Annotated in this window: 19 protein-coding genes; 9 read left to right on the top strand and 10 right to left on the bottom strand. The window is 46.2% G+C overall.

The window, feature by feature from the left end:
* The first annotated feature begins 4 nt into the window (after window positions 1-4).
* Together qrcC and qrcD are read left to right on the top strand one after the other, a co-directional pair.
* Window positions 5-769, top strand: coding sequence for a menaquinone reductase iron-sulfur cluster-binding subunit QrcC (gene qrcC / locus QZY95_RS09790; protein WP_290922892.1), 765 nt, complete (start codon window positions 5-7; stop codon window positions 767-769).
* Between the two features lie 5 nt (window positions 770-774).
* On the top strand, window positions 775-2,040 hold the full coding sequence (gene qrcD, locus QZY95_RS09785; RefSeq protein WP_290922890.1) for a menaquinone reductase integral membrane subunit QrcD: 1,266 nt from the start codon (window positions 775-777) through the stop codon (window positions 2,038-2,040).
* 162 nt (window positions 2,041-2,202) lie between these two features.
* On the opposite strand, the gene QZY95_RS09780 is transcribed toward qrcD, so the two are convergent.
* The 3 genes from QZY95_RS09780 to QZY95_RS09770 all read right to left on the bottom strand — a co-directional run bounded on the left by QZY95_RS09780 (window position 2,203) and on the right by QZY95_RS09770 (window position 4,025).
* Window positions 2,203-3,180: a hypothetical protein gene (locus QZY95_RS09780; protein ID WP_290922888.1), complete on the bottom strand. Its 978-nt coding sequence runs from the start codon at window positions 3,178-3,180 to the stop codon at window positions 2,203-2,205.
* A 174-nt stretch (window positions 3,181-3,354) separates the two neighbouring features.
* Window positions 3,355-3,822, bottom strand: coding sequence for a ribonuclease HI (gene rnhA / locus QZY95_RS09775; RefSeq protein ID WP_290922886.1), 468 nt, complete (start codon window positions 3,820-3,822; stop codon window positions 3,355-3,357).
* Between the two features lie 17 nt (window positions 3,823-3,839).
* Complete coding sequence (locus tag QZY95_RS09770; RefSeq protein WP_290922884.1) at window positions 3,840-4,025, bottom strand: hypothetical protein; 186 nt, start codon at window positions 4,023-4,025, stop codon at window positions 3,840-3,842.
* A gap of 138 nt (window positions 4,026-4,163) precedes the next feature.
* On the opposite strand from QZY95_RS09770, the gene QZY95_RS09765 reads away from it, so the two are divergent.
* Window positions 4,164-4,643, top strand: a complete 480-nt coding sequence (locus QZY95_RS09765) for a DUF1499 domain-containing protein (RefSeq protein WP_290922882.1) — start codon at window positions 4,164-4,166, stop codon at window positions 4,641-4,643.
* Between the two features lie 107 nt (window positions 4,644-4,750).
* On the opposite strand, the gene QZY95_RS09760 is transcribed toward QZY95_RS09765, so the two are convergent.
* The 3 genes from QZY95_RS09760 to QZY95_RS09750 are packed head-to-tail and all read right to left on the bottom strand — an operon-like array spanning window position 4,751 to window position 7,490.
* Entirely contained in the window at window positions 4,751-5,257 is a 507-nt protein-coding gene (locus QZY95_RS09760; protein ID WP_290922880.1) for a TPM domain-containing protein, read from the bottom strand.
* 46 nt (window positions 5,258-5,303) lie between these two features.
* Window positions 5,304-7,058 (bottom strand): aldehyde ferredoxin oxidoreductase C-terminal domain-containing protein, encoded by a 1,755-nt coding sequence (locus tag QZY95_RS09755; RefSeq protein WP_290922878.1) that lies wholly within the window; start codon window positions 7,056-7,058, stop codon window positions 5,304-5,306.
* 12 nt (window positions 7,059-7,070) lie between these two features.
* Complete coding sequence (locus QZY95_RS09750) at window positions 7,071-7,490, bottom strand: 4Fe-4S binding protein (RefSeq protein WP_290922876.1); 420 nt, start codon at window positions 7,488-7,490, stop codon at window positions 7,071-7,073.
* Window positions 7,491-7,928: 438 nt separating this feature from the next.
* On the opposite strand from QZY95_RS09750, the gene hflK reads away from it, so the two are divergent.
* The 6 genes from hflK (at window position 7,929) to QZY95_RS09720 (ending at window position 16,611) form a co-directional block, all read left to right on the top strand.
* On the top strand, window positions 7,929-9,008 hold the full coding sequence (gene hflK, locus QZY95_RS09745; protein WP_290922874.1) for an FtsH protease activity modulator HflK: 1,080 nt from the start codon (window positions 7,929-7,931) through the stop codon (window positions 9,006-9,008).
* Window positions 9,008-9,856 carry a protease modulator HflC gene (gene hflC, locus QZY95_RS09740; RefSeq protein WP_290922873.1) on the top strand — a complete coding sequence of 283 codons (849 nt, stop codon included), beginning with the start codon at window positions 9,008-9,010 and terminating at the stop codon, window positions 9,854-9,856. Before hflK ends, hflC begins: the two co-directional genes overlap by 1 nt.
* Window positions 9,857-10,334: 478 nt before the next feature.
* Window positions 10,335-11,042 (top strand): LexA family transcriptional regulator, encoded by a 708-nt coding sequence (locus tag QZY95_RS09735; protein WP_290922871.1) that lies wholly within the window; start codon window positions 10,335-10,337, stop codon window positions 11,040-11,042.
* Between the two features lie 235 nt (window positions 11,043-11,277).
* The gene (locus tag QZY95_RS09730) at window positions 11,278-13,236 is read left to right on the top strand and encodes a response regulator (protein WP_290922869.1); all 1,959 of its coding nucleotides are present in this window, start codon (window positions 11,278-11,280) and stop codon (window positions 13,234-13,236) included.
* 21 nt (window positions 13,237-13,257) lie between these two features.
* Complete coding sequence (locus QZY95_RS09725) at window positions 13,258-15,129, top strand: ATP-binding protein (RefSeq protein WP_290922867.1); 1,872 nt, start codon at window positions 13,258-13,260, stop codon at window positions 15,127-15,129.
* Window positions 15,130-15,138: 9 nt separating this feature from the next.
* The gene (locus QZY95_RS09720) at window positions 15,139-16,611 is read left to right on the top strand and encodes a sigma-54 dependent transcriptional regulator (protein WP_290922864.1); all 1,473 of its coding nucleotides are present in this window, start codon (window positions 15,139-15,141) and stop codon (window positions 16,609-16,611) included.
* Window positions 16,612-17,047: 436 nt separating this feature from the next.
* Here QZY95_RS09720 and QZY95_RS09715 read toward each other — a convergent pair whose 3' ends face one another.
* The 4 genes from QZY95_RS09715 to murI all read right to left on the bottom strand — a co-directional run bounded on the left by QZY95_RS09715 (window position 17,048) and on the right by murI (window position 20,073).
* On the bottom strand, window positions 17,048-17,791 hold the full coding sequence (locus tag QZY95_RS09715; protein ID WP_290922863.1) for a PAS domain-containing protein: 744 nt from the start codon (window positions 17,789-17,791) through the stop codon (window positions 17,048-17,050).
* Between the two features lie 148 nt (window positions 17,792-17,939).
* Complete coding sequence (locus QZY95_RS09710) at window positions 17,940-18,098, bottom strand: rubredoxin (RefSeq protein WP_290922860.1); 159 nt, start codon at window positions 18,096-18,098, stop codon at window positions 17,940-17,942.
* 86 nt (window positions 18,099-18,184) lie between these two features.
* Window positions 18,185-19,009, bottom strand: coding sequence for an arylesterase (locus QZY95_RS09705; protein WP_290922858.1), 825 nt, complete (start codon window positions 19,007-19,009; stop codon window positions 18,185-18,187).
* Between the two features lie 233 nt (window positions 19,010-19,242).
* Window positions 19,243-20,073 (bottom strand): glutamate racemase, encoded by an 831-nt coding sequence (gene murI / locus QZY95_RS09700; RefSeq protein WP_290922856.1) that lies wholly within the window; start codon window positions 20,071-20,073, stop codon window positions 19,243-19,245.
* Window positions 20,074-20,280: the final 207 nt, after the last annotated feature.

Below are 20,280 nucleotides of genomic sequence, written 5' to 3'. Positions count from 1 at the left end.
CGTCATGGAAACTAAAGAATTCACTATCAAATGGGGCATGGCGATTGACCTCGACAAATGTACTGGTTGCGGTGCCTGCATGGTTGCATGTCAGGCTGAAAACAACCTTGCACCAATTGCCGATGCTTCCAATAAAATCAAAGTAATGAACTGGATCACAGTCTACGAACTGTCCAACGGTAAACCTTACCCTGAACACGACGTAGCCTACCTGCCTCGCCCTTGTCAGCAGTGTGGTCACCCGCCTTGCGTTTCTGTTTGTCCGGTTATCGCGACTGACAAAAACGAAGAAGGCGGCATCGTCAGCCAGGTAACTCCTCGTTGCATCGGCTGTCGTTACTGCATGGCTGCCTGCCCTTACCACGCACGCTACTTTAACTGGCGTGATCCGGTATGGCCTGGCGGACTTGAAAAAGCTCTTACTCCAGACGTATCTGTACGTCCGCGCGGTGTTGTTGAGAAATGTACTTTCTGTCACCACCGTTGGATGGCTGCAAAAGACAAAGCAATCGTTGAAGGCCGTGATCCTATGGATCTGGCTGAAGGCGAATACGTTACTTCCTGTACCGAGGCTTGTCCTAACGGTGCTATCACCTTCGGTGACCTTAACAACGAAGACCATGAAGTAGCGAAACTTGCTAGCTCCAAATACGCTCACAGATTGCTCGAGCGTCTCGGTGCCGACACTCAGGTTTACTACGTAAGCCGCCGTGAATGGGTACTGCGTCAGCTTGATAACTATCTGGAAGACGAAAAGGTTAAGGGGTAACAGTCATGGGAAAGAACTACTCTCTTCCTGCAGACCATGAACTCTTTCCGGAAGGCACTACTCGTTGCTCTCTGACAAAGTTTTCTGTCTGGATGGGACTTGTCGGTGCTGTAGCTCTTTGGGGTCTTTACGCTGCATTTAGAGTGCTTGCGGAAGGTCTTGGCGTTACAGGCCTTGACGACTACTTCGGCTTCGGTCTCTGGATCACCTTTGACCTTGCTGTTATTGCTCTCGGTGCTGGTGCGTTCTTCACCGGTCTGCTCAGATACATTCTGAACATTGATCCACTGAAAAACATCATTAACCTCACCGTTATTATCGGTTTTATTTGCTACTCCGGTGCTATGCTCATTCTCGTGCTCGACGTTGGTCAGCCGATTCGTGCATGGTTCGGTTACTGGCATGCGAACGTACACTCCATGCTTACAGAAGTTATCTTCTGTATTACATGTTACCTCATTGTTCTGATCATCGAGTACATCCCGCTGATCCTTGAACAAAAACAGCTGAACAGAATTCCTATTCTGCATCACCTCGCGCATAACCTGCACGTTTGGATGCCGCTGTTTGCAGGTATCGGTGCGTTCCTTTCTACTTTCCACCAGGGTTCTCTCGGTGGTATGTACGGCGTTCTCTTCGGTCGTCCTTACGTACTCCGTGACGGCTTCTTCATCTGGCCTTGGACATTCTTCCTGTTTGTTATTTCCGCTGTTGGTTCCGGTCCGGTATTTACCGTGCTTATCGCGACCCTCATGGAAAAAATGACTGGCAAGAAACTGGTCAGCTGGGAAATCAAAACCCTTATGGGTAAAATTGCCGGTGCGATGCTGCTTGTATACCTCGTATTCAAGTTTGCTGACACCTACGCATGGGTAGTCGATGTACTGCCACGTTCCGGTCTTACCTTTGACCAGAACTTCTACCAGACAATCTACGGCAAATGGCTGCTGTGGTCTGAGCTCTTCCTTTGCGGCGTAGTTCCGTGTGCTATTTTGCTTACACCGAAACTCCGCAATAATCCTGCTCTGTTCTACTCTGCAGCATTGCTTGATTGTATCGGCATTACAATTAACCGTTACGTATTTACGGTTCAGGCACTTGCTATGCCTGTAATGCCTTTCGACACCTGGGAAACATACAATCCGAACTGGGCTGAATGGGGTGCTACTGCACTCGTACTCGCCTACGGTGCTATTGTTCTCAGTCTGTCATACCGTTACCTGCCGATTTTCCCGCAGGAACGTGCTTTGAATGCGACTAAGTCCAGCTAGGGCTTAGTTTCAGATAGGTAAGCTTAAAGTCAGTTGAGCCCCGGCCGGTCCCCACCCGCGCCGGGGTTCTTCGTTTTCTTTATCTGAAAACAAGAAGGCAGAAACCGTTATGCCATCGTCATAACGAATTCTTCAGCAGAAGCTTCAAACTTTCCAGCCCGCTTAACTCATCACGTAATACAGACCTGTAAAGAACAGAAGAGATGCCGCTCGTACGCTCTGGTTACAAACGATGAGCCATATCGCTAAACGAGGTGGAAAAATCCCCATATACGTTGCAAGCTGATGACGTATTGCCCGCATGGGGGAAGAGAGAATGTTGCCTGCCAAAAGAGCAAGGACAACTTCTTTGGACTGAATTGTTCCTTCTGTCAGCAATGCTCCGGCAGCTGCCATAGAGGCCGTAATCTCCGCAGCCAGACTGAGAATAAGGACACCCGCAGCTTCCGGATTAATAAACGGTAAAATACCGTTACTGCCGCCGACGATGTTATTCAATGCTTCAAATGCACCTGAACGGTTCAGCAAAAACACAAGTGTGTACACTGGAATAGTCACAAGAAGAACACGTTTGATTCGGCGCAGAAAACGAGATGTGACGCGTTGCACAACTTCCCGAAAATCTTTGGGAGCATTATCATCCAGTTCGCACGTTACGCACCCCTCCGGTGTAGGAGGAAGCGCAAAACGCCCGATAACAACAATCCCGAAGGTGCGTAACAGAGCAGCGCTTACAATAATACCGACGTAACAAAAGGCTGCGTTCCCAAGAAACGGTATTGCCAGAAAAAACAATGACGGCAGATGAAGAAAAAGGACAGGCGTGCTGTTCAGCAAGTTGGAAAAGTAGAGTTCCCTGCGTGCAATTTTCCCTTGTTCATACTGCTCCGCAAGGTATGTGTTTGCAGTGATGCTCGAAAAAAAAGCCATCGTAAATGCAGCACCGGAAACATCCTGCAAATGTGCCATACGAACAAGCGGTGACGAAATTCGCGCCAGAAAACGGCCCCAATGCAGGGCTTCAATAATGTTCCCGATAGCCAGACCTATTGAAATAGACAGAATAAGCCGAATGAGCGGACGAAAAAGTCCGTTCCAAAGAACATCCATATCCATAAAAGAAAACAATTCTGTGTGCATACTCAATTTCTACCATACTTTGTCGCAATAAGAAATCTACTCTCATTCCATCGGTTCTCTACGTACTTAAATCATCTTATGAAGTTGCGTAGAAATTCTTGAAACACGGTAACAAAAAAGGCTGTACAGCATGGCTGAACAACCTTTTTATATCAATAACGTTAGCGGGCACGTTTAGCCCTCTTCATGCCCTTCATCGCGAGGCAGATTCGGCTTTGAAGCCTCTTCGCGAGCAAGATCATCACATCGCTCATTTTCAGGATGTCCGCTGTGTCCGCGAACCCAATGCAGAGTCACATCATGCTTTTCAAGATATGGAAGCAGACGCAGCCAGAGGTCTTTGTTTTTCACAGGCTTCTTGGAAGCATTCTTCCAGCCGTTTTTCTGCCAGTTCACAAGCCATTTTTTCTCAACAGCGTTGCGGACATATTGAGAGTCTGTGTACAGGTCGACCTTGCAAGGCTCTTTCAGCGCTGCAAGCCCTTCAATAACAGCAAGAATTTCCATTCTGTTGTTTGTTGTCAGGGCAAAACCGCCTGATAATTCTTTTTCAGTATCGCCGTATCGCAGAATACTTGCCCATCCACCCGGGCCGGGGTTACCGAGGCAGGAACCGTCTGTATATAAATAAATATGTTTCATACTCTTACTCGCATATTCTATGTAGTTCGAAATGGAATACGTTCCGCATGGCTGATGATATACTGCGGGGCAACGTCATCAGTATGGAACATAAAAAATGCGCCGCGGCTAGCTTTTTCCACACGCCTTGCCCATACCGGCATGACTGTCAGTAAGAAAGTTCCCAACACCAAGCCAACAAAAACCTTCAAAGCAACGGACAAGATATTTTCTACAAACAGTCTTTATGCTCTCACCGCTGCATGGTACATTTACAACACGTAGCAACCACAGGTCGTCTGTCAGCTTTTTGCATGACAACATCCAGCTTTTTAACTGTCTGCATTACCTAAAGGAAACGTATGACCAATACAACTGTTCTTGTTAAATGGGCTTTTATTATTCTATGTGCCCTTATTATTGCCGGTTTTTTATTTTTCCGCCATTTAGGAACACGTTCGGCAGACATTACAAGTAAGCTCGGTGTTCATAACGGTCAGCTTGCCGCCATGCCTGACACGCCTAACGCTGTTTCGAGTCAGACCGATGATGCCTCCAAACATGTTGACGCTCTGCCCATGCAAGGTTCCGCCAAAGAAACTCTTACCAAAATTTTGGCCTGCTTGCAGGAAATGGGGAACAATACAGTTACGACCCAGCTCGACAACTACATTCACGCAGTGTTTGTCACACCATTCATGAAATACCATGATGATGTTGAGTTTTATATTGATGCTGCCAACAACAAAGTGCAGTTCCGTTCAGCATCCAGAGTCGGTAAATCTGACCTAGGTGCCAACAAAGCACGATACGATGCTTTTAAGAAACTCTATTTGCAATAAGCATCCCGCTTAACCAAGTAGGGTTATGCCGGTTCAAAAAGTTTGCAAGGCTATTCACAAAAAACGGCAGGTCATGTGACCTGCCGTTTTGTTATCTATAAAGAGAATTAATTCCCGCCCATATCATCCCAGAGTTTTTGCAGTGCCGAGGCAAGCCCGTGCTGCCACTGGTTCTTTTCAAAATACGGTGTAAAAAATTCATTCTGTAATTTGTACATATAATCTGTTCCGAGTGCTTTACGCAGCAACGGTGGGAATTCTACCAGCACCTGACGAGTATACGGGTTTAGTCCGATAAACACGGTTTTTGTATCCAGTTCATCCGGCAATACCACTGGAGTATTGCGCACCTGCACCCGCAGTTTTAGCCCGTGGGTTTCACGCAGGGCTGCGGCATAATCACGCAGGGCTGATTTTTGCGCTGCTGTTAACGTCTCTGTCTGGTCATAGACTGTTCCACGGGAACGAATCTCTTTGTAGCTGGATTCTGTCTGATACCAAAATGCGACGGAAACAATAACAAACACTGCTATCAGCAGCATCGCACGCAAAAAGAATTCGCCAGAAGATTTGGCGCGGATTAGCGGACCGCGTTTATTTCTAAAAAATCCCATCTGCTCTCCGGTTCTACTACGGGCTACTTGCTCCGCAGGCTGTTAACTACTCACCACATTTCGCCATTTCTTTAATGGCTGAGGCATACCGTTGTGCTACTTCGTCCATGTACCCGGTGTCAATTTCACCTTTCCATGTAACTACTTCGGTAAAACGTTTCGGAATCTTTACGGCATCCACATCAAAACCGGTTCTGCACTTCAACTGCCAACGCAACTTCTGGATATACTTGCCTGCCTCTTCAAGGTTATCGGCAATATTTTGAAAACCTGCAGCAGTCAACGCTTCCTTCAGTTTCTCAGGCCCGTATGTTCCACGAGCAAACAGACAGCCCATCATACAGTTGATGTAAATTCGACCACGCTCATCTTCGAGCATAAACTCAATGGCTTTGTCTGCATTCTTTTCAGTATTGTTCTGATCAAATGCGTAACCGCCTGTATCAAGATGTGAGTGTCTGAAGCCGTAGGCTGAAGCAACAAAGAAGACTTCACCAGTGGCATACCCTGCCATTTCCTGCCCCAGAACGCAGGCAAAATCTTCACCACCGTAAAGCTTTGCCGCTGCCATCGATCCTCTGGACAATGCCTGATAAAACGCATTTTCACCGGAGGCTATGAACTTTAATCCTTCAAGGAAGCCTTTCATCTCTCCAAACTTGAGTTCGACAATGGTCTCTTCCTGAGAAATGTAGCCTTTTTCTGTCGCCTCTGCCGCCCATGCAAGGGCAACGCCTGCGCTCATGCAGTCCAGCCCAAGCTTTTCAGTTTCATCCAGCAAGGCAAGAACGTCTGCGGCATTTGTAATGCCGAGCATACTGCCCTGAGCGAATATAGGCTCGTAATCATACGAAACCTGTTTGTAGAGGAACTCATGCTCGCTTGCAAACTGCTGACGTAACAGGCCGATATGAATACATCCGACAGGACAACCTGCACAGGCTGCCTGACGAAGCAGGAGCTGTTCTGCGAAGGTTTCACCGGATATCCCTTCTACGCCTTCATCCTGTGTTTTTTGCAGGTTGTTCCATGGAAGAGCTTGCAGTTCATTCAACGGAATCAAATTCTGCGGAGTACCTAAGTCATGGTACTTTTTCATCTTCCCTGTTTCAGTGATATCTTTATAAATATCTTTCATCATTTCGGCATAGGCTTTTCCTTCCGGAAGATCGAAAGAACCGTCACCTGAAACTACGATGCCTTTCAGGTTCTTAAAGCCCATTGCGGCACCGGAACCCATGCGCCCGAAATGCCTGAAGGAGTCTACGTTGATGCATGCATACGCCACACCGCGCTCACCTGCCTGCCCGATTCGTATGGCGGAACGATGACCTGCATTTTTCTTACCGAACCGACGCAAAAATTTACCAGTGGCAAAGACATCTTTGCCGCGCAGATAGGTAACATTTTCAATTTCACAGGAGCGTGAACCGACAACCAGAGCGCTGAGTTTTTCAGCTTTTCCTGTTATCATCAGCGCATCGTATCCGGCAAAACGAATAGACAATGCCAGCCTGCCGCCAGCATGGCTTTCTGACCATTCATCAGTGTATGGTGAACGGAATCCGCACACGACTTTGCTCATGAGCGGATAAAAACCGGTCAGTGGGCCAATGGCAAAAATCAAAGGCTGTCTCGGATCATCCGCCGGAGCGTCGTCTATACCATACCGATCGTATAACACGGCTGCCAGTCCGCTACCGCCGATGTGCATATGGCGGTCTTCAATCTGCAATGCCTTGCTCTTTCCCGTATTCAAATCAACATGCAATACGCGGGAGAAATTTGGATCCATTTTCATTCTCAGGCTCCTCTATTCTTCTTCGTATGTCGGGATTTCGCGCAACTCTATACAGTTGTGCGGACAAAACGGCACGCACCGTCCACAGTGAATGCACAGATACGGCAAATCACTTTCCGGTTCATAATAGATTGCATCAACCGGACAGGCTTCTGCACATTTGCCGCACTTAATGCATTTGTCGTGCTTTACAATGACACCGCCGCCCTTACGCTGTTTAAGAGCATCCGTTGGACAAACCTCCGCACACGGGGCGGGATCACACGCCACACATACCTGCGCTTCGAATCCGGTTGTCAGCCCGCCGGCAGACGAAATACGGATTCCAGCTGTGTTCCATGAAAGCTTTTTATGAACGAGTCGCGCGCAGGCCAATGAACAGGAATGACATCCTATACACTGTTCCATTCGCACCGCTTCTAGTCTTTTCATACGTAATCCTGCTGTTTTTCCTCTTAAGGAGTGTTACCAGATCCCTCTATTTGTACTGCTCCGGCGCATGCAAATCCTTGATATTCTCGTAAGCAGTTGCTGACATTCAAACACAGAAAAATGGTGATTATCATCATATGTCTCTTTTCTGTGCCGGTTGTGCAGTCTGCAATGACTTACTTCTATGCCGCACTTTTACAGTTAGGGAACCATTTCTGTAGGTTACCATTTTCAGATCATGACCATTGTTGCGCTTTCATGATCTGCCAGCCTTCTGTATACCATACTTCGCGTCAGTTTTTCTGCATTTTTTCAGGAACATAATTCCCTATACTCTGACTAAAGCGAATTCTATAGTCGAATTTATACAACAAGTTATAATCGTTACGTTGAATGCTGCTTGACCTATTCAGACAACTGCCCTAGATTTCATATATTATGAATTGGGATTGGGAAAAACTGCAAGAAAAGCGGCAGAGGCAATCGGGTCATGGTCCGAACTGGGGTGGAAACACTCCTGACGGCAATGATTCTGACCCGATCGGCGACGGCCTGAAGAAACTTCGGGGAATTAATTTCCCTGCGGGCAAGTTCGTTCTTGCCCTTGTAGTTCTTTTATGGCTCGCATCCGGTATTTACATTGTACAACCTGACGAAGAAGGTGTTGTTCTGCGGTTCGGCAAATATGTTGCCACTACCGGTGCAGGACCGCACTATCATCTTCCGTACCCTATTGAGACAGTTTACAAACCTAAGGTGTCTCAAATCCGCCGTATTGAGGTCGGGTTCCGTTCTACTGGCAAGTCTTCATCTTTCCAGCAGGGACAATCCCGTACTGTCAAAGCGGAATCACTCATGCTTACTGGTGATGAAAACATCGTCGATGTTCAGTTCATTGTTCAGTACCGCATCAGCAACGCTGTGGACTACCTGTTTAATGTTACCCAGCAGTCCGTTACTGTTAAAAGTGCTGCCGAAGCCGCCATGCGTGAAGTTATCGGCCACAACAAAATTGATAACGCTCTGACTGAAGGTAAATTGGAAATTCAGAATAACTGCCGCCAGCTGCTGCAGGATATCCTGAATCGCTATGAAGCCGGTATTCAAGTTGTTGCTGTGCAGATGCAGGACGTACATCCACCGCAGGAAGTTGTTGACGCATTCAAAGACGTTGCCAGCGCCCGTGAAGACCGCAGCCGTATTATTAACGAAGCTGAGGCGTACAGTAACGATATTCTGCCAAAAGCACGTGGTGCTGCAGCAGAAATTGTGAACCAGGCACAGGCATACAAAGAATCTACCGTTAACAAAGCTCAAGGTGATGCGTCTCGTTTCCTTGCTATCCTTGCTGAATACAATCAGGCTAAATCCATCACCAGAAAAAGAATGTATTTAGAAGCTATGGAAAAAGTCTTCAGCGGTTCCGGAGTTAACAAAGTCATTGTTCCTAACAAGGGCGTTGCTCCTACTATTCCATTTTTACCGCTCAGCGACGACAGCATGAAGGGGAGTAAGTAATGAAAAAAACAGCTACTCCAATTATCATTCTGCTGGTTCTCTTAGTTGCTGCAGTGTTCCAGTCTGCCTTTATTGTTAAGCAGACTGAAAAAGCTATTGTTCTCCAACTTGGTAAACCGGATAACAACGTTTACGGACCTGGCCTGCACTTCAAAATCCCGTTTATCCAGAACGTCATCTACTTTGATGCACGTCTTCTGGAATATGATGCGCAGCCTGCGGAAGCTCTTACACAAGACAAAAAAGCTCTTGTGCTGGACAACTACGCCCGCTGGCGCATTGTAAACCCTCTCCTCTTCTACCAGACCGTTCGTACTATTCCGGGTGCTCAGGCACGACTTGATGATATTGTATACTCCCAGCTCCGTGCGGCTCTCGGTCGTTACACGCTGACTGAAATCGTTTCTACTGAACGCGACAACATTATGAGAATGGTTACAAAGCGTTCCTCTGATTTGATTAAAGCATACGGTATCGAAATTGTGGACGTACGTATTAAACGTACTGACCTGCCGCCTGAAAACCAGCGTGCTATTTTCGGACGTATGCGTGCAGAACGTGAACGTCAGGCAAAACAGTACCGCTCTGAAGGACAGCAGGAATCAATCACTATTAAATCTCTTGCAAACAAAGAGCGTACAATCATTATTGCAAAAGCAAACAAAGAAGCTGAGATCATCCGTGGTCAAGGTGATGCACTTGCAACAAAAATCTACGCTGAATCGCTTGGTAAGGATGAAGAATTCTACAACTTCCAGCGATCACTTGAAGCCTATCAAGACAGCTTCAAAAACAACACTCGCATTATTGTAACTCCGGAAAATAAATTCCTTAACGAAATGCGATAACAACACAATGCAAAAGAGCGTAGCTGCATCGTAGTTAGATGCTGCTACGCTCTTTTTTTATCTTTACATTTTTTGTCATGTCTTTTCCCTCGATTTACTCTAATCTGCAGGGTAATATTTGCGCCTTGAACTTCATGGTAAGCATAGCCAATTAAGCAGTAGTTACTATTACGCTCAATCGGATTTACAATTTTTAATGAATATCCATGTATCGTGATATTGACAAACCATTGCAAATCCGTCCACAAAGAGTGTTTGCATCCGCTAAAAGCTTGTAACTCTTTTAGGCATCAAAAAGACTGCATTCGTTTTTTTGATGTGTTTCGCATGTAAACAATAGTTCTATTGTTTAACGTACTGCCATGCTTGTTCATCGCAACCATGTCGCAGGCTTTGCACAAAATACCCAGCAATTTTCAACGACAAGACTAGCCCCCGTAAGCGTAAGCTTATCCAACGTCTTGGCGGGAGAGACACCGTGTCCACCTTTGATGAAGTTTTTGAACGTATCAAACTAGCTACTAATACTAGAACTCAGGTTGAATTGGCCGAAGTACTTGATATTCGCCAATCAAGTATCTCTGACGCAAAGCGCAGAGATTCTGTACCTTCTGACTGGTACATGAAGCTGTTTGAAAAGTTTGGTCTTAATCCGGACTGGCTTAAAAAAGGCGTCGGACCAATGTACTTGCGTACAGAGGAAGACGGCTACCAGCCAGTTGAAGGCCCTGCTGCTGGTCGGGTTTTTGAAAACCCAGCTAAATTTGGTGATCCAGATGCCCGCAGCGCTGTTGTAACTATCCACTCCATGCAAAATGTTGAAGTTTCTGACAACGGTGAAGAGGCTCGTCGCTTTACCAGCGTTGGCAAACTTTCCATCCCACAATCTTTTGCTGGTGCGACCATTCAAATTTTCCGTGTTGATGCTTCCAGTATGGAACCACTCATCAAGAAAGGCGCTTTTGTAGGTCTTGATACTGCTCAGACCAACATCCTTTCCGGTGAAATCTACGGCGTGTACGTACCGTACGAAGGCATCTCCATTAAGCGCATCTTCCTTGATGCTGCTAATCAACGTTTTATCCTCCGCAGTGAAAACCCTGCTCACCCTGAGCAGTATCTGCCGATGGATCGCTGTACTGAAGACGTTGTAGGTCGCGTTGTCTGGAACCTTCAGACAATGTAAACAAGACTTTTCTAATAAAAAAAGGCGGTCATTTTGACCGCCTTTTTTTATGGCCTTCAACATAAAAATTCCTTCTACCCCGCCTAGACAACCACATGCATTTATTGCATATACATCAAGAGCTTCACGTACTTTCTTCTTCGTAACAGTACTACGCAACTGTTTGATTTTTTATGTGCCGCATCAGCAGCATTTTTGCTGCACATCTTCTTATGCGGCAGAGTGGGGAATGATTATGGCCTCTATCAGTATTCTTGTTGTTGATGACGAACGCATTGTGGCACTCGACATTAAAGGTACCCTTGAAACTCTCGGGTATCAGGTCTGTGCTGTTGCCAATACTGCTGAGACTGCACTCCAAGCTGCAGAAACACACTCGCCTGACCTTATCCTCATGGATATTAACCTAAAGGGAGAAATGGACGGGATTGCCATTGCCCATGTTTTCAACGCTAAATACACCATACCTGTTGTCTTTCTCACTGCATACTCTGACAGGGATACCTTTGAACGAGCGAAATCATCAAATCCGTACGGGTTTATTTTAAAACCTTTTGATGCCCGAAAACTGCATTCTGCCATTGAAATTGCTCTTGTTAAGCACTCTGAAGAAGCACGTCTTACGGAAGCCAGACAAAAAGCTGAGCTTGAAAACAGTGCCAAATCCAGCTTCTTTGCCAATATGAGTCATGAAATCCGCAACTCTTTAAACGGAATTGTGGGAATGACCGACCTTGCTCTGGAAACAGCTTTAGACAAAGAGCAAAAAGAATATATGACAACAGTGCTGGATTCCGCAGAGAATCTGCTGGATATCCTGAATGACATCCTTGATCTCTCGCGCATTGAAGCACGCAAAATGTCGCTTTCACCCAAGCGGTTCAACCTTGAAGAACTCATCAACAAGACAATCCGCACCCACCTGCCTAAAGCACATAAGAAAAAGCTGACCCTCACCTATGACATTCCGTCTTTTGTTCCCCGTATGCTGAAGGGCGATCCTACGCGCGTCTCACAAATTTTGAACAACCTGCTCTCCAACGCCATCAAGTTCACAGATCAGGGAGGCATTTCTCTTGAAATTTCAGATCTTGCCACGCTTGGAGCATACTCGGAGCAACAACATATTCCTGTTCCTAAATACCGAATGCTGCTTTTCTCTGTACGCGATACTGGAGTGGGACTGACAGAGGCAGAGCAAAATTACATTTTTGAACCGTACAAGCAGGTACTAGCCGAAGGTAAAACACCTATACGCGGAACCGGCCTCGGGCTTGCCATCTGTAGAGACCTTGTGGAGTTAATGAACGGAACAATCTGGGTGCGAAGCAAACCCGGTGCAGGAAGCACCTTCCATTTTACAGCTCAATTCGAACACGGTGAACTTGAGGAGGATATTACTGAACAGGAGATTATTCCTGAATTCCCGCAGGGACTTCATGTCGCGATTGCTGACAACAATATTGTGGGACAAAAACTGCTTCTGGAGTTGTTAGAAAAGAAAGGGTTTATATGTCATGTCACTTCGAACGGCGCTGAGCTATTGGAATTACTAGCTTCTGAGAGTGTTGATCTTGTTGTGACGGAAATCAAACTGCCGTTCCTCACCGGTATTGAAGCAATGAACCACATTCGCTCCGGCACTATTCCTGACACACCGACAACATTACCGGTCATTGCAGTAACTGCTTTTGCATTGAAAGGTGACAAAGAACGCTTTATTGAAGCCGGAATGGACGGGTATGTTTCAAAACCTATTCATGCTTCTGAATTTTATCGAGAAATAGCACGCGTACTGCAACCTGAAGAAATTCCTGCACAGCCGCAAAAGGAAATTGAACAAACCGACATGACACAGGTGCTGGACGTTGACGGGGCTATGGTTCGTCTTGATGATGATAATGAGCTTATCTGCCGCCTGTACTCTCTCTTTGTAGACGAAGTAGCCGAACGTCTGTATGGATTGAAACTCTTTTTACAAGAAAATGCTTATGATAAGGCTGCTCTGCACAGCCAGTCTTTTGCTGCGGCTGCATTCAACATTGGTGCAAACAGTTTAGGGAATGCGCTTATGCAGATTTACGCTGCTGCGGCAAAACACAAACCAGTACCAGCTGAACAGTTGCAGGCTCTCGAAGAACTAAGCATTAAGACAACCGAAGAAATATCTCGAAATATGAATAACCTCGCGTAATCTGACTTGCCCGGAGACTACATGGCTCAGCTACTGCCAACAACGACACGTTCCTATTCTTCCTCCCAGTTGCCGGAAGCTGTTTCTACTCTTCTTCGACAGTTGAGCGATACCTGCTTATCTGACCAGAGCCTTGACCTTGATTACGTACGCTGTTTCCTTTCTTCCTCCCTTGGCTGGGAACGAAAGGAGGTTCTTGCAAATTTAAAAGAACAACTTCTGGAGCCTGAAAACCTTTCTACCCTGACGCACCATATCCAGTTGCAAACAGCAGGAAAGGTCAGCACGTTTCCGTTGTTTTTTCTTGATTCCTACGGGCAGCGAGTCACAATTCTTGTCCATTCTCGTCCACTGCGTCTGCCGGACGGAAGTAAAAAAATCAGCAGCACACTTTCATTAGGATCAGACAGCAACCCGACTCAAAAACAATCGAACAGGCAACGCCTGAATCTGCTGGCAATTCTGGATAAACTTCCGGAATTTGTGGCGCTGGTTACACCGCAGTTTACCTTACGGTATATTAACAAGCCATTCCGCAACCAAGTACAATTAAATGTAGGCGACTCCTGCTACCATGCTTTCACAGGAAACAGTGAATCTACCGGTACGCCTACCCATCCATATCTCCCGCCTTTTGATGTATTTGAAACGGGTTCTCCTTCATTCTCCGCTTGGAAAAGTCCCCGTTCAGGTCGTTCCTATCGCTTTTTAAGCTACCCTTTTACCGACACGGACGGAGATCAGCTCATTCTGCTGATGGGGCTTGATATTACGCAGCTCACCCGTTTTCAGGAAAAATTGGCGATCACAGAACGCCAATATCACCTGATCACAAACAACCTTTCTCTCGCTATTGCCGTAATTGACGGACAGCGCAATATTACTGCCGCGAACAGCCAATTCCGAAACTGGTTCAAACTTCAAAACGAATCGTACCCAGTAAGTTGCCCTTCTATCCTCACGAAGGAAGATGAAAACGGGAAATCACTATTGGATAAAACAACCAGTTTAACCATTCATGACGGCAAAGAGCATGAATGCGAATTTTCCACGACACGTGACGGAGCCGAACTGACATTCCGCATTACAGCGTGCCCGCTGCATCGAACCAAATTATTTTCCTCAGCAATTATTCTTCTTGAAGATATAACCGAAAAGAAGAAGATAGCCCAAAGAACCCAGCAGATGCGGAAACTGGAAGCCATGAGTACGCTCGCTGCCGGCATTGCACACGAAATCAACCAGCCGCTCTCTGCACTGCGCCTGTATGCCAGCGGACTGGATATGATGGTTGAGCAGCGCGGAGCAGTTCCGCCCGAAATTTTGCAAGAACGCCTTCAGTGGATCCTTCATGAAACAGGAACTATTGAAGATATCATTACGCACATGCGTTCACTGGTTCGTCATCAGGGAGCTATTCCGCTTCAACACTCAGATGTAAATCAAGCTGTTACACAAGCTCTGGGCATGTTGCAAAGCAAGCTTGATTCCCGAAATATCTGCATTGAAGAACAACTTCAGGATTCGCTTCCTCCTGTTCTTGCTCTGCCCATTCAGCTGGAGCAAATTGTAATCAATGTTGTTATGAATGCTGCACATGCACTTGAACTCTGCTCAGAGCAACGCTGCATAACCATTACAACGCTGGAAACTGATGACAAACAAGTTCTGCTAAGCATCCGTGATAACGGACCCGGACTGAAAGGACTTGGTGACAAAATATTTGATCCGTTTTTTACAACCAAAGAATCCGGAAAGAATATGGGGCTGGGTCTTGCTTTGGTTCATACCTTCGTTACCAGCTGGGGTGGAACCATTACAGCCGAGTCACCGCTATCTGACAACAAAGGGACACTTATTAAAATTTTACTTCCACAGGCTCCGTCTGCTTAAGAGATCTGCATGCGAATACTTATTGTTGATGACAACTCTACAAGCCTGCAAAGTCTGAGTGTTGTACTCACTGACTTGGGGCACCAGCCTAGTACATTCAGCGACCCTGTTGCAGCGCTGAATCATGCTAAAGAAAGTTATTATCCCCTTATTATTACAGACATAAAAATGCCTGCTATGGACGGCCTTTCCCTGCTTGCAGAGCTTAAGGCATGTGAAACCAGTAAGCGCAGTGATGTTATCATCATTACCGGACACGGTGATATGGAAACAGCCATCACAGCATTACGAAACGGTGCGTATGACTATTTAAATAAGCCTATCAATGCCAGAGAACTGGCAGCAGCAGTTGAACGCAGTGCAGAACACCAGACCCTTCTTTTTGAGAACACTGATCTCAAACAAAATATGGAAGAACGTGTTGCTGAAGCAAAGGAATCTTTGCAGGAAGATCTTGAAAAAATGCGTTCGCAGCTCAGGAACGTGTCCGGCATAGGACAAATTATTTCCGGTTCTTCCAAAATGCAGGAAATCATTCGCGACGCCACCATTTTTCATCATGAGCCGGATGTTCCTGTACTTATTGAAGGTGAGACCGGTACAGGTAAAGAGGTTATTGCAAGACTGGTTCATCATGGCGATACCCACTGCGATACCCCCTTTGTTGCCTTGAACTGCTCTGCCATTGCTGAATCACTTTTTGAGAGTGAATTGTTCGGGTACGAGGCCGGAGCATATACCGGCTCACGCGCCGGTGGTTCTGCAGGTAAATTGGAACTGGCCGGAAACGGCACTCTTTTTCTTGATGAAATTGCAGAAATGCCGCTTCAACTTCAGCCTAAGCTTTTACGTGTATTGGAAGACAGAAGCTTCTATCGTGTCGGTGGGCTTCAGAAAAAACATTTTTCCGCGCGTATTATCGGGGCAGGAAACAAAGACCTTGAAATGATGGTTGAAGAAGGTCTCTTCCGTAGAGACTTGTATCACAGATTAACCGTCGGGCATCTGCGTCTCCCGCCATTACGGGAGCGACAAGATGACATCGTAAAAATGGCATCTCTCTTCCTCCGTAAGCAGGTAAAACGAAAAGGGAAAAAATTTACAGCCATTGCACCGGAAACTCTTACCCTGCTCAAAGAGTACCCTTGGCCCGGAAACGTGCGAGAATTAGAGAACACAATAGAACGTGCAGTACTTATTCATGATGACATACTGTTGCGTCCTGAGCATATTGAGTTTTTAGCATCATCACGATCACTACAGCACAGCGAAGGTGTTAGTGCCCCGTTGCCGCCGACTACGGGATTACCTTCCATCGACATTGCATCATCGACGATCATTCTCCCAGAAAACCCGTTCAATCTGGAAGACGTTACACAATCTGTTATTCGCAAAGCACTTGCTAAGTTTGATGGAAACAAAACAAAAGCCGCTGAGTACCTTGGAATTTCCCGATATGCTCTGTATCGGAAAATTTCATAACATGTGCATTTTCGCACACTGTGCGAATTCGAACGTTCGAATCCGCACAAAATAGGCTCAATAACAGTTTTCTGACAAAACAAAACACTAAAAAAAACGTAACATACTGTTTTATAGATTCTTTTTTTACAAGCCAAAACTTAACATTTTGGCACGATAGATGCTATAAGTCTTGTTGACGGTTGGATTGCCAGCGATTAGGCGTCCCCCCCCCAACGTACCAACCGTCGTGCTTAGGCTCTGAATACGGTGCGAACTATATCTGACTTCCCCCCCCTACAGTTATAGTTCTATTTCCGAGGCGTAGATTCAGACCAACCTATCTTGCCCCCTGTAATCATCCCCCCCCCGATTACAGGGGGCTATCTTTTGGACGCAACAAAAGGCTCAACGCCATCGGCGAGAGACTATTCATCAATCCAAATACTATGTGATGCTAAAGCTTAGTGGCGTTCGTTTTAACGACGTCTGAAATATCCAGACGAGATTCAATAGCGGCGGTCAACTGCCCCAATGCATCAAATACAGGGGACACACTTACAAGCCATAACGCGGCTGTTCCATCCGGATACATGCCCTCTTCTGTCACAACAACAGGCTTTCTCGAAATAAAAACTTTTGCCACAGGGCAATCTCCACCCGGGAACTCTCGAGTACACACATGTCGGCAGGATCGTCCTTCAGCGATAGCAAAGGTCTCCATAAAAGCATTGTTGGCATGAACGATGGTAAAAGACGTATCCACAACAGAAACATAGCCCGGCATCCCTTTGAAAAGAGATTCGAAGTATGAACGGCTCTCTGTAGCATTCTGCATACGTCTGCTGAAGACTTCACCGGAACGAACCAGCGCCATCGTCAAGGCATCCAGTTCTATCTCTTTAGGAATGTTGGTCGGAAGGGGAGCACTACCCAGTTCGGTTGCCGTTTGGGTAAGTGCCTCTAAAGGACGGCATACAAGCCCTCTGCACAACTTGTTAAACAAGTAGTAAAAACACGGGACTGTAATGGCAGCACAGCATGCCATAAGCCACAGAATATCCACTGGCGTGAGTGGGGAACTTGCAGCAAGTATGAGGAGTGCACAAAGCACTACCAATCCTGAACAGCTGAAAAAGACTGCTGCCGCAACAGAAAACTTTGTGGCTAAAGAAAACTTGGCATGGCGAAATAATAACAAAAGCTGTGCCCCCCGTGTGATGATATAATCATACTAACACACAGCGGCTTTTATCGCAAAAACGTGAATATCGTGCGGAAATTACAACCATAAAAAAGCGACCTGATCTTGCAGCACAAGATTGGTCGCTCTTTTTTTACTGGCAAGTTTAATCGATAGCTTCGAAAAACTCTTTTTCTGCACCACAGAGAGGGCATACCCAGTCATCCGGCAGATCTTCAAAAGCTGTTTCTGGTGGAATATTGCTTTCAATATCCCCGAGTTCAGGGTCATACACATATCCGCAAGGGCATTCGTACTTTTTCATTCGTTCCTCCAGAGGAAATCTGTTAAATCATGCGCATACTATGCACAGAACAAATTAGGTTAGCAAGCGAATTATACACCTGTCCGCTAGAGTTTTTTTGCACAAATCAATTCAATTTGCTTAACAACATAGGGAATAATATTATGCACAATTACCTGAACACCGGCGGCATTTGGGTGATGCCCGTCTTTTTGATTCAGGGAATGGTTAAGCGCAACGCCTTCTAAAAAAAAGGGATAAAACGCAACATCATACTTTGCGGCAAGATCGGGGTATACGGCATCAAACTTATCGGCATACTTTTGCCCGAGATGCGGAAGTGAATACATCCCAGCAAGTAGCAACCTAACGCCCCTATTCTGAATTTCCCGTATCATTGCTGCAAGGTTACTTCTCATACGTGTTACACTTCTATGTTGCAGCATATCATTTGCTCCGAGTTCCAATATGACGATATCGGGTCTGCTCAGCAAAATTTTGGGTAATCGGGCAAGCCCTTCCGCGGTTGTGTTTCCGGCAATGCCATCATTCTCCACAACAACAGAATATCCTAACCGACGAAGTGTTTCCTGCAATACCACCGGAAACGAGTCCATAGCATTATCCAGCCCATAGCCGGAAATAAGGCTGTCTCCAAAAGCAGATATAAAGAAAATCTTTCCCGGAGGACATGTTATCCCCTGCGCTTCAGGCGTAAAGTACGCCAGATCGGTCTGTGGATAGTGCGACGTACGTGAAGTTCGCGGAGTATATTTCACGCTGCGCAACTTGAGAGAAGAAGCTTCTTTCTTAACAGCAACCGCTACAAGTTGCGGCTCCTGCGAGCTGTATGCCTGAGTGTATGCAAATACACACAGGATCAAAACCGCGATACAGATGCGACCACACCGCATCAGCCTGCCATGTCTCATCGTGGTCTCCATAGGTCTGTTTTGTTCGTTGAGAATTGCGAATCTCAACCAGTATACTCCCGACACTATGTAAAAAAATGATATGAGATACAGAAAAGACAGCTTATCAGCAGGCTACGTGTGCAATGCTTTCTAACCATTCTACACAAAAAAACCGAAGGAATTTTTCTAAATGGCCATTGCCGCCATTCAAAAAAACACCTTCGGCTCTTATAGGTAAAGAAAACAGTCAGCTATAAATCGACTAGCTCGACATCACCAACTTCTATCGGAAGCCCTAAGAACCAGCTTCCTGTTCTGGCGAATCTGGAAATATCGTCTGTTGTTAAAAACAGCGTTCCACCGCATTCAGTTTTTTTCTGTAACAGCCCGCGGTCAGTCAGTACTTTTTTCACTTCCTGCGCTGTTGTTTCTGCAGAATCAACAATATGGACGCCGTCGCCTACAACATTGCGAATTGATGGAGCGAGTAAAGGAAAGTGGGTACAGCCAAGAACAACTGTATCCGGCGCTGTACGCTGAGCTGTTTCGAGCGGTGAAGAAAACAACGGGTTCAAATAACGGGCAACGATCCCTTCAACAAGTTCACCTTCTGTCCAGCCCTCTTCTGCCAGAGGAACAAACAGTGGACATGGAAGTCCTGTTACCTGCACATCTTCACGAATGTTGTATATTTCCCGCTGATAAGCATTCCCACGAATTGTGGATTCTGTGGCGAGCACAACGATATTGCCGTTTTCTGTTGCAGCACAGCTTGCCGCGGCACCGGGTTTAACCACACCAAGTACCGGAATATCAGGAAACGCCTGCTGCAAAGGTTCAATAGCTACAGAACTTGCGGTATTACATGCAATAACAAGCATTTTTACGCCGCGCTCGACAAGCTTACCTGCTGCCTGCACTGCATAACGAATAATGGTTTCCTGACTTTTGGTTCCGTACGGAAGCCGTGCAGTATCACCAAGATATAAAAATTCTTCGCATGGAAGGCTTGAACGCAGTGCTTTCAGCACTGTAAGCCCGCCTACGCCAGAATCAAACAGTCCAATTGGAAGAGAAGTCATTGTAATATCTCCGACATCAATTCTACAAATTGATGAGTACATCTTACCACCCTGTATGGCAGGGCTGAACCTACTCCTGCTGCTAAAAAAGGCAAGCAGAGTGCAGGCTGCAAACGGATTTTCACCCTATTTCTTTTATTATCAACCAGTAAGAGCCACATCTATACCAAAGCTACATAGAATCGGGCTGCAAAATAGCGCATACTA

This window comes from Halodesulfovibrio sp., from assembly GCF_015482765.1.
Taxonomy (GTDB): domain Bacteria; phylum Desulfobacterota; class Desulfovibrionia; order Desulfovibrionales; family Desulfovibrionaceae; genus Halodesulfovibrio.
The sequence above is the reverse complement of the archived record's forward strand: the minus strand, read 5'-3'. Positions and strand labels throughout refer to the sequence as shown.